Raw genomic sequence first — 9,963 nt, forward strand, 5'->3', positions numbered from 1 at the left:
GCTCAGTCGTCGGTGCGCCGCTCATTGCCCGCGCCCGAGGCGGTCGACCCGTTGGCCTGGCCGGAGGGCTCGGCGGTCTCGGTCGGGTCGCCCTCGGAGACGTCGGGAGCCAGCGGCGAATCTTCTTCGTCGTGTTCGAGCTGCGGGGAGGTCCTGCCGTCCTCATCGTCGGGTTGGTGTTCCTGTTTGGCCTTGCCGTCTTTGGCGTAGACGTCTTCTCCTGCGAGGTAGAGGACGATCGTGTTGAGCACGGCGATGACCGGCACGGCGAAGAGCGCCCCGACGATGCCGTACAGGGTCGCACCGGCGGCCACCGCGAGCACGACGGCCAGCGGGTGGACGGAGACGGCCTTGCCCATGATGAACGGCTGGAGCACATTGCCCTCCAGCTGCTGGACGGCCAGCACGACGAGCGTCATGATGATCGCCGCGACCAGGCCCTTGGAGACGAGTGCGACGATGACGGCGATGATGCCGGTCACGACCGCACCGACGATCGGCACGAAGGAGCCGAGGAAGACGAGCACCGTGAGCGGGAAGACGAGCGGGATGCCGATGAAGAAGGCACCGATGCCGATGCCGATCGCGTCGACGCCGGCGACGATCACCTGCACCCGGACGTACTGCACGAGCGACTGCCAGCCGCGCAGGCCGGCGCCCTCAGCGCGGCCGCGGGCGCGGCGCGGGAGCATCCCAATGAACCAGGAGAAGATCTTGCGGCCGTCGTAGAGGAAGAAGAAGGCGGTGAACAGGGTGAGGATGAGGCCGGTGAAGAAGCTGCCGACCGACATCGCGGCACCGGCGACGCCGCCGAGGATCTGGCCGGAGCGCTCTTCGAGCATCGCCATGCCCTTGTTCAGGGTGTCGTCGATGGCCACAGAGATCCGCGAGGAGTCGATGCCGAACGGGTTGTGCTGCAGCCAGTCGGCGATCGCGCGGATACCGGCCACGACCTGCCCGGTCAGCTCGCCCATGCCGACGACGATCTGCTGGCCGACAAGCGTCAGCAGGCCGAGCACCAGGACGATGAAGCCGACGAACGTGACACCAGCTGCCGCCCCGCGCTTCCAGCCGTGGCGCATGAGGAAGTTCGACAACGGCGAGATGAGTGCGGTGATGAGCAGCGCGATGAGGGCTGGCAGCAGGATGACGGAGATCTTCGACAGCAGCCAGTAGGCGACGCCGATCGCGGCCAGCACGATGAGGAACCGCCACGACCAGGCGGCGGCCAGGCGCATCGGCAGAGACACGAACGGCTCGTACGCTCCGCGCCCCTTCTCCTCCTCGGTGGGCTCGTGGGCTGGCACCTCGATGTAGGCGGGGACAGGCGGCGACGCGGTGAAGGACCCCGTCGGGGTCTGCGCGGCCTGCTCGCGGCGGGACCGGAATCCCTGCCAGGCGTTGCGCAGCCGCCCGGGGATGCGTTGCTGAGAGTTCTCTGGCATGAGGCCAGCTTAGCGCTTCACCAGCTGAATCAGCGCGCATCTGGGCCGAAGTTCTGCCATCGGTTCGAGGCACTAGACTCGTCCGGGACGAGGGAAGGAAGTTCATGCAGCGACGAACCGCGACCGCACTGGGGTTTGGATTGGCCATGCCCACGGCTTTCGCCGCCGGTGTCTACGGACTCATGCGGCTGCAGTCGATGCGGCTGCGCCAGGCCTTCGACGACGACGTCGCCGCGGCCGCTGTCCCCCAGCAGTCCCGGCTCGTCGAGCTGAGCGCTCCGCACAGCCGGGCGCTCGAAGACGTCGACGGTGACACCGAGCATCTGCCGGCTCTGGCCGTCATCGGCGACTCCTGGCTGCCCGGCATTGCCGTCGGCCGGCGCCGCCGCACCCCAGCGATGCTCATCGCCCGCGGGCTGGCGGCCCTGACCGGCCGGCCGGTGCGGCTGCGCTCGACCGCGCAGGCCGGTGCGCGAGCCGATGACATCCTCACCCAGGTCAACTCGATCCTGGCCGATCCGCTGCTGCGCCGCTCACGCATCGGCGAACAGCCGCCGCGGTTTGCCGTCATCGCGATGGGCAGCGCCGATGTCATCCACCCGATCACCGGTTCGATCGGCCTGCCGGTGCTCACCACCGCGCTCAACCGGCTGCAGCGCGAAGGCGGTTACACCGTCATCGTGCTCACGTGCCCCAACCTCGGCAGCCTGCCAGGCATCCCGCAGCCGCTGCGCACCCAGCTGCGCCGCTCCTCACGCGTGCTCGCCGGCTCGCAGTGGATGCTCGCCGTCTCCGCCGGGGCGATCCCGGTGTCGCTCAACACGGTGCTGTCGGGCACGACGAAGCAGTCCCTCATCCGCTCCGACGGCCGCTTCCCCACCCCGCTCGGCTACGCGCAGCTGGCCACCGCTGTCATCCAGCGCATCACCGTCGACCTCGACCTGCCCCATGATGTCGAGGAGAATCCTGAGACCCGCCCGCACTGGCCGGCGGAGCTGACCGACGGCGACCCGCGTCCTGAGGACGAGGAGACCGAGCCGCAGCAGCCTGCTGCCCCGACTGCTGTGCCCAGTGCTGCCAACCCGAATACCGAGGAGGCCCGCCCGTGAGCGCTGTCATTCTCGCCTCCGGATCCCCGTCGCGGTATGCGACCCTGACGACGGCCGGCATCACCCCGCAGGTCATCGTCTCCCACGTCGACGAGGCGGCCGTCCAGGACCAGCACCCCACTGCCTCGGTCGCGGAGCTGGCCGGCGTGCTCGCCGAGGCCAAGGGCCGTGACGTCCTGGGCCGCATCACCGCACGCAACGCCGGGCTGCTCGCCGGTGCGCCGGATCGGCCGCGGGTGCTCATCGCTGCCGATTCGATACTCGAACTCGACGGCCAGCCGGTCGGCAAGCCCCACACACCTGAGCGCACCCGCGAGGTGTGGCAGCAGATGGGCGGGCGCACCGCGCACCTGCACACCGGCCATTTCCTCGCCCGCCTCGACCCGACCGGTGACGGCTGGCAGGTCGCCGGCACACGGGCACAGACGGCGTCGACGACGATCCACACCGCAGCGCTGTCCGATGCGGAGATCGACGCCTACATCGCCACCGCCGAACCTTTCGAGGTCGCCGGCGCGCTGACGATCGACGGTTTCGGCGGCGCCTTCGTCACCGGCATCGAAGGCGATCACCACAACGTCATCGGGCTCAGCCTCCCTTTGGCGCGCACGCTTGTCGGCGAGCTCGGGCTGGCCTGGCATGAGCTGTGGGATGTCAGCGCCGATGCCGCAGGTCACACCGGTGACGACGCGCCCGGTGCCGGTTGAGAATTTCGCCCACCGATTTTGTCGATAGTCCACAACGCTTTGGCACTGGTCTCTAGATTGATATCGTTCACCCGTTTCATGCCCAGGAGACCAGATGACCGAGCCCATGCGGCAGTACTCCGCAACCGTGGAGCACCGCCCCATCGAGCGGGTCTTCATCGCCAACCGCGGTGAGATCGCGCTGCGCATCATCCGCGCCTGTCACGACCTCGGACTCGAAGCCGTCGCCGTGTACACCAAGCCCGATGCCAACGCCGATTTCGTCCGCCTGGCCGACGACGCCTGGGCCCTCGACGGCGCCGGCCCGGCCGAAACGTACCTCAGCATCGAGAAGATGATCGACGCCGCCCAACGCGCCGGCGCCGACGCCATCCACCCCGGCTACGGTTACCTCGCCGAGAGCCCGGACTTCGCGCAGGCGGTGCTCGATGCCGGTCTCGTGTGGGTCGGTCCTCCCCCGCAGGCCATCGACCGGCTCGGTGACAAGTCCGGTGCCCGTGCCGTCGCCGAGGCGGCAGGCGCGCCGATCACGAAGGGCTCCGACGGTGCCGTCGACGACATCGACGACGCGCTGGCGATCGCTGAGAAGATCGGCTACCCGATCGCGGTCAAGGCCGTCTACGGCGGCGGCGGGCGCGGCTTCCGCACGGCGGCCAGCGCGGCCGAGCTGCCCGATGCGCTCGCCGGTGCTTCCCGTGAGGCGCTCTCGGCGTTCGGGCGCGGTGAGTGCCTGCTCGAGCAGCAGATCGTCAATCCGCGCCACATCGAGACCCAGTGCATGGTCGACGGCAACGGCCGCGTGCTCGTCGCCTCGACCCGTGACTGCACGCTGCAGCGCCGCAACCAGAAGATCATCGAAGAGGCCCCGGCGCCGTTCCTCACCGACGAGCAGATCGCCACGGTCACTCAGGCCTCGAAGGACATCCTCAGCGAGGTCGGCTACGTCGGGGCCGCGACGTGTGAGTTCCTGCTCGGCGAGGGCGGGACGCTGACCTTCATGGAGGTCAACGCCCGCATCCAGGTCGAGCACACCGTGACCGAAGAGGTCACCGGTGTCGATCTGCTCGCCTGGCAGCTGCGCATCGCCGCCGGCGAGAGCCTGCCTGAGGAGTTCCCGGCTCCGCGCGGTCACTCGATCCAGTTCCGCATCAACGCTGAGGACGCGCGCCTGAACTTCTTCCCGGCCACCGGGCGGATCGGCCGCTACATCGAGCCGGCCGGTCCCGGCGTGCGCGTCGACTCCGGCGTGCACCACGGCATTGAGGTCGGAGTCGACTTCGACCCGATGCTCGCCAAGCTCATCGTCACCGGAGAGGACCGCGCACACGCACTCGCCCGCGCCCGCCGTGCGCTCGGCGAGTACACCCTCGACGGTGTTAAGACGCTGCTGCCGCTGCACCGGCGGCTGGTGAACGAACCGGCCTTCGCCGAGGAATTCAGCGTCTCCACCCACTGGCTGCAGCAGACATACATGCCGACATTCGACGATCCGGAGGATCCCATGGCACAGCAGACGCAGGACGGCAGCGACGTCATCGACATCGTCGTCGAGGTCGAAGGCCACCGGCTGACGGTCAAGGTGCCGGCCGAGCTGGCCCGCCCGGCGCAAGCCGGCGCCCGCCCCCGCAAGGGCCGGCTGCGCCGCCGCGGCTCCAGCCGCACCGACAACGCCTCAGCGCTGACCGCACCGATGCAGGGCACGATCGTGTCCGTCGATGTCGAGCCCGGTGCTGTCGTCGAGACCGGTGACACGCTGGCGGTCATCGAGGCGATGAAGATGGAGCAGCCGCTCAAGGCGTCGCGTCCCGCCACCGTGTCGAAGATCGCCGTCGAGGCCGGCTCGGCCGTCAAGGCCGGCACCGTGCTCATCGAGTTCGAGGACTGAGCCGCGCACAGCCGCAGGTCAGCGGGCCGGCTTCAGGCAGACCTAGACGAAAGTCGTAGTCGACTGCACCAAAGTCCAATTGTGCCGACTCGGTGCGCATGAGACAGTGAGTCTGCCGGTGACGCCAGCTCCCGATCCCCCGAAACACAGCTGCGGGTGCACTCGAATCGAGTGCACCCGCAGTCGTGTATTCAGCCGCCGGTCCTGCCCGGCAGGCACCGGCTGCGCCGGCTGGCTCAGCTGGCGTGGTGATGCAGCTTGCGCGCCGCCTCGGTGATGGAGCCCGACAGCGAGGGGTAGACGGTGAAGCTGGAGGCCAGCTGGTCGACGGTCAGCCGGTTCTCCACGGCCAGGGTGATCGGCAGGATGAGCTCACTGGCCTTCGGACCGACGACAACACCGCCGAGGATCGAACCGGAGCCGCGGCGGGAGAAGATCTTGACGAAGCCGTCGCTGATCTCCTGCATCTTCGCCCGTGCGTTCGTGCTCAGCGGCTGGGTGACGCAGTCGATCTCCTTGCGGTCCTCCTCGAAGTCCTTCTGGGAGAAGCCGACGGTGGCGATCTCCGGGCTGGTGAAGATGTTCGAGGCGACATTGCGCAGCTTGAGGGGAGCAACGGCATCGCCGAGGGCGTGCCACATCGCGATTCGGCCCTGCATCGCGGCCACCGAGGCCAGCGGCATGACCGAGGTGCAGTCACCGGCGGCGTAGATGCCCGGCCGGGAGGTGCGCGAGACGCCGTCGACGACGACGTGCCCGGAGTCCTCCAGCTGCACGCCGGCCGATTCGAGACCGAGGTCCTTGGTGTTCGGGATCGAGCCGACGGCCATGAGGCAGTGGCTGGCATTGACCTTGCGCCCGTCGTCAAGGGTGACGAGCACACCATCGTCGGTGCGCGTGACCGATTCGGCACGCGAACGGGAGAGCACGTTCATGCCGCGGGAGCGGAACGCCTTCTCCAGCACATCGGCAGCATCCTTGTCCTCGCCGGGCAGCACCCGGTCCCGGGAGGATACGAGCGTGACCTTCGAACCGAGAGCATGGTAGGCGGAGGCGAACTCAGCACCGGTGACACCGGAGCCGACGACGACGAGGTGCTCAGGCAGCTCGTCGAGGTCGTAGAGCTGCGTCCACGTCAGGATCCGCTCACCGTCGGGCTGGGCGCTCGGCAGCTCGCGCGGGTGCGCGCCGACGCAGATGAGGACGACATCGGCTTCGAGTTCGTACTCGTTGCCCTCCTCCTCGACGACGTGGACGGTGTGCCGGCCCGACATCCGGGCCGTTCCCTTGATCGCCTTGACGCCGGCGGCCACAAGCCCGTCGTAGATGTCGGTCGCCTGAGCGTTGGCCAGGTGCTTGATCCGCTTATTGATGGTGTCGAGGTCGGCGCGGGCGGCGCCGCGTTCGATCGCAGCGGGCTCACCGTCCTCGGTGCCGCGCAGGCGGATGCCCAGCGGCCCGGAGACCTCGATCTGGCCCATGAGCTCGGCGGTGGCGATGAGGGTCTTCGACGGCACGACATCGGTGAGCACCGCAGATCCGCCGCAGCGGTTGCGTTCGATGAGCATGACATCGGCGCCGAGCTGGCCGGCGACGAGTGCGGCCTCGTAGCCGCCGGGACCACCGCCGATGATGACGACGCGGTTCTGGGAGGGATCAAGTACGTTCTTCACAGTCTCATTCTCTCAGCGGCAGGCAAGTCGATGGCATGACAGCGGCGGCGCTGCGGCCGCCCTGTCGTTCGCTTCCCATCCTAGTGGCTGGGCCACCGGCTGCCCTAAGCGGCCTGGCGGCCCGCGGCAGTCTCGACCGCCTCGGGCACGGGCGTGTGGCTGACACGCAGTGCCCGCAGGGCCCCGAGGATCGCGACGAGGTCGACGCCCTCCTGCAGGATCGCGCCGACGACCGCGGGCAGGTAGCCGAGGGCTGCGACGATCATGAGCCCGATCGAGATCGCGATGCCCAGCCAGATGCTCTGCAGCGCGATGCGCACGGTGCGCTGGGAGATCTCGATGACATAGGCGACGTTGGCGATATCGTCCTGGGTGATGACCGCCGAGGCCGATTCGCTGGCCGCACTCGCCCCGCGCGCACCGAGCGCGATGCCGACATCTGCGGCGGCGAGCACCGGGGCGTCGTTGACGCCGTCGCCGACCATGAGCACCGGCCGGTTGCGCATCGAGGCCAGGTGCTCGACCTTCGTCTGCGGGGTGCAGCCGGCTTCGATCTCGTCGATGCCGACCTCACCGGCGATCGCCCGGGCGGTGGCGGCGTTGTCGCCGGTGAGCATCGCGATGTCGGTGACGCCGAGCTCGTGCAGCCGGGCGACGGTGCCGGCGGCGGTGGCGCGCAGCTCATCGGCGAGGATGATGATGCCGGCCAGGTCGCTGCCGTGGGAGACGTAGACGAAGGTCTCCCCGGGTGCCAGCTCGGCCGGTTCGAGGGGGCCTGCGACCTCTTCGATGTAGGTGATCTTGCCGACCCGCACCTCGGTGCCGTCGGCCAGGTAGGCGCGCACGCCGTTGGTCGCTGTCTCGTCGGCGCCTGCCACCTCGGGCAGGGTCAGCCCGCGCTCGCTGGCCACCGCGCCGATCGACTGGGCGAAGGCGTGCAGCGAGAATTGCTCGGCCGCGGCAGCCAGGGCGATGAGCTCGTCTTCACTGTGTGTGCCGGGGATGACGCGGCGGACCTCAGGATTGCCGCGGGTGAGCGTGCCGGTCTTGTCGAGGGCGGCGGACTGGACGCGGGCGAGCGTTTCGAGCGCGCCGCCGTTCTTGATGATGACGCCGATCTGCGCAGCCCGGCTCATCCCGCCCATGAATGCGACCGGGGCGGCGATGAGCAGCGGGCAGGGGGTGGCGACGACGAGGACCTCGGCGAACCGGGTGGGGTTGCCGCTGATGAACCAGGCGAAGGCGGCGATCGCCAGGGACACGATCGTGAACGGCACCGCATAGCGGTCGGCGAGGCGCACCATCGGAGCCTGGGATTCGACGGCCTCGCGCACGAGCTTGACGATCGAGCCGTACTGGGAGTCCGCCGAGGTGGCGGTCGCCTGCATGCGGAAGGCGCGGGTCTCGTTGACCGTGCCCGAGGCGAGGGTGTCCCCGGTCCTGAAGGTCACCGGCAGCGGTTCGCCGGTCATCGCCGAGGCATCGATGGTCGCCGATGCGTCGAGCAGGGTTCCGTCGACCGGCAGCGTCTCATTCGGCCGGACGGCGAGGATGTCGCCGATGGCCACCTCGTCGACCGGGATCTGGGTCAGCTGGCCGTCAGCGCCCTCCCGGTGGGCGAACTGCGGGGCGCGGCTGATGAGCGCATCGAGTTCGCGCCCGGCCCGGCCTGCGGCCATCTCCTCGAGCGCTTCGCCGCCGGTGAGCATGAGCACGATGATGAGGCCGGCGACGTATTCGCCGACGAGCACGGTGGCGACCATCGCGACGACGGCCAGGATGTCGAGACCCCACTTGCCGGCCATGATGTCCTTGATCATGTCCCAGACGGTGAGGAGGACGACGATGCCGATGACGCTCGTCGCCAGGATCTGGGCGACGCCGGGCAACCCTGAGGCGAGCAGGATGAGCGTCGTCGCCAAGGCGACGACGGCCAGCCCCGCGAGCGGGTAGCGGCGCAGAGCACGGATGAAAGCCATACGGCCATCATGCCCAACGGCGCCGCGGGCGGCTAGGAAGGCGTGGACAACCTTCGTTCGCCGGAAAAGGGGGAGGCTGGTTCAGCCGATCGCCTCGGTGAGCACGTCTGCGGGACCTACGATGCGGCCCTGTTGTCGGTGCGCGGCCGACAGTTCGGAGTAGGAGGCGGCGTTGGTGCGGATGTGCTCGATATTCTCCGCGGTCAGCTCGCGGCGCACCTTCGCCGGCATCCCTGCCACCAGGGAGCCGGAGGGGACCTCCATCCCTTCGAGGACGAGAGCGCCGGCTGCCACGAGGGTCTCGGAGCCGATGACGCATTCGTTGAGCAGGGTTGCGCCCATGCCGATGAGGCAGTCGTCGCCGACCGTGCAGCCGTGCACGAGCGCGCGGTGGCCGACCGACACGCGGGCGCCGACAGTGACCGGACGGCCGGGATCGGAGTGCATGACCGAGTTGTCCTGCACATTGGTCCCCTCACCGATCGTGATAGGGCTCGATTCGGCGCGCAGCACGGTGCCGTAGAAGATGCTGCTGCCGGCCCCGAGGCGGACGTCGCCGATGAGCGTGACGCCGGGTGCGACGAAGGCAGTGGTGTGGATCTGCGGCTTGAGATCGCCGATGGCAATGATGCGCACGTCGCGCAGGTCGCTGATGTTCTCCATGTCCTCAGCCAAGCAGAACGGTGCGAAGCGGGCAAGGCTGAGGATCGATTTGCGATGCTGCGGCAGACCCCGCAGAATAAAAGATTGTCGGTGATTTCACACTTCGACCCTCTTGTGCTGTCCTGTCTCATATGTGAATCTGGTTGACATAGCGACCACTTGCTGTCGCCAGCCTGCTGTGTGCCGATCTGGGCCCACCAGCTCCCCGGGCTCCGGCGACCTCCGCTCCAGGAAAGGACACCATGGATTGGCGCCATCGCGCGGCTTGCCTCAATGAGGATCCCGAACTCTTCTTCCCCATCGGCAACACCGGCCCTGCGCTCCTGCAGATCGAAGAGGCCAAAAGTGTCTGCCGCCGCTGCGAAGTCGCCGAGATCTGCCTGCAGTGGGCACTCGAATCCGGCCAGGATGCCGGAGTCTGGGGCGGCATGAGCGAAGATGAGCGCCGCGCCCTCAAGCGCCGTGCCGCTCGCGCCCGCCGCGCCGGCTGACACGCAGCCCG

At 68.7% G+C, this 9,963-nt stretch carries 8 protein-coding genes; 4 read left to right on the forward strand and 4 right to left on the reverse strand.

The features are described from left to right. Positions 1 to 2 precede the first annotated feature (2 nt). Complete coding sequence (locus tag M3C25_RS12620; RefSeq protein WP_259846645.1) at positions 3 to 1,445, reverse strand: AI-2E family transporter; 1,443 nt, start codon at positions 1,443 to 1,445, stop codon at positions 3 to 5. Positions 1,446 to 1,591: 146 nt separating this feature from the next. Here M3C25_RS12620 and M3C25_RS12625 point away from each other — a divergent pair, with 146 nt between their 5' ends. From M3C25_RS12625 to M3C25_RS12635, 3 genes are all read left to right on the forward strand, one after another. After that, a complete protein-coding gene (locus M3C25_RS12625; protein WP_259857093.1) occupies positions 1,592 to 2,554 on the forward strand; it encodes an SGNH/GDSL hydrolase family protein in 963 nt (320 codons plus the stop codon). After that, entirely contained in the window at positions 2,551 to 3,261 is a 711-nt protein-coding gene (locus tag M3C25_RS12630) for a Maf family protein (RefSeq protein WP_170274771.1), read from the forward strand. Before M3C25_RS12625 ends, M3C25_RS12630 begins: the two co-directional genes overlap by 4 nt. Positions 3,262 to 3,355: 94 nt before the next feature. Further along, complete coding sequence (locus M3C25_RS12635) at positions 3,356 to 5,146, forward strand: acetyl/propionyl/methylcrotonyl-CoA carboxylase subunit alpha (protein WP_204514195.1); 1,791 nt, start codon at positions 3,356 to 3,358, stop codon at positions 5,144 to 5,146. 236 nt (positions 5,147 to 5,382) lie between these two features. Here the strand turns inward: M3C25_RS12635 and M3C25_RS12640 are convergent, their stop codons facing one another. The 3 genes from M3C25_RS12640 to M3C25_RS12650 form a co-directional block, all read right to left on the reverse strand. Then, the gene (locus tag M3C25_RS12640; RefSeq protein ID WP_102162886.1) at positions 5,383 to 6,819 is read right to left on the reverse strand and encodes an NAD(P)H-quinone dehydrogenase; all 1,437 of its coding nucleotides are present in this window, start codon (positions 6,817 to 6,819) and stop codon (positions 5,383 to 5,385) included. Positions 6,820 to 6,923: 104 nt separating this feature from the next. Further along, complete coding sequence (locus tag M3C25_RS12645; RefSeq protein WP_170274770.1) at positions 6,924 to 8,798, reverse strand: heavy metal translocating P-type ATPase; 1,875 nt, start codon at positions 8,796 to 8,798, stop codon at positions 6,924 to 6,926. Between the two features lie 81 nt (positions 8,799 to 8,879). Next, complete coding sequence (locus M3C25_RS12650) at positions 8,880 to 9,461, reverse strand: gamma carbonic anhydrase family protein (RefSeq protein WP_170274769.1); 582 nt, start codon at positions 9,459 to 9,461, stop codon at positions 8,880 to 8,882. A 242-nt stretch (positions 9,462 to 9,703) separates the two neighbouring features. Between M3C25_RS12650 and M3C25_RS12655 the strand changes: the two genes are divergently transcribed. After that, positions 9,704 to 9,952: a WhiB family transcriptional regulator gene (locus M3C25_RS12655; RefSeq protein WP_102162883.1), complete on the forward strand. Its 249-nt coding sequence runs from the start codon at positions 9,704 to 9,706 to the stop codon at positions 9,950 to 9,952. The last annotated feature ends 11 nt before the right edge of the window (positions 9,953 to 9,963 follow it).

The organism is Brevibacterium luteolum (assembly GCF_025147615.1).
Lineage (GTDB): Bacteria > Actinomycetota > Actinomycetes > Actinomycetales > Brevibacteriaceae > Brevibacterium > Brevibacterium luteolum.

Bases quoted from the DNA above. Each gene is read 5' to 3' on its own strand.
- M3C25_RS12620 (WP_259846645.1), bottom strand. From the start codon at position 1,445: ATGCCAGAGAACTCTCAGCAACGCATCCCCGGGCGGCTGCGCAACGCC.
- M3C25_RS12625 (WP_259857093.1), top strand. From the start codon at position 1,592: ATGCCCACGGCTTTCGCCGCCGGTGTCTACGGACTCATGCGGCTGCAG.
- M3C25_RS12635 (WP_204514195.1), top strand. From the start codon at position 3,356: ATGACCGAGCCCATGCGGCAGTACTCCGCAACCGTGGAGCACCGCCCC.
- M3C25_RS12645 (WP_170274770.1), bottom strand. From the start codon at position 8,798: ATGGCTTTCATCCGTGCTCTGCGCCGCTACCCGCTCGCGGGGCTGGCC.
- M3C25_RS12650 (WP_170274769.1), bottom strand. From the start codon at position 9,461: ATGGAGAACATCAGCGACCTGCGCGACGTGCGCATCATTGCCATCGGC.
- M3C25_RS12655 (WP_102162883.1), top strand. From the start codon at position 9,704: ATGGATTGGCGCCATCGCGCGGCTTGCCTCAATGAGGATCCCGAACTC.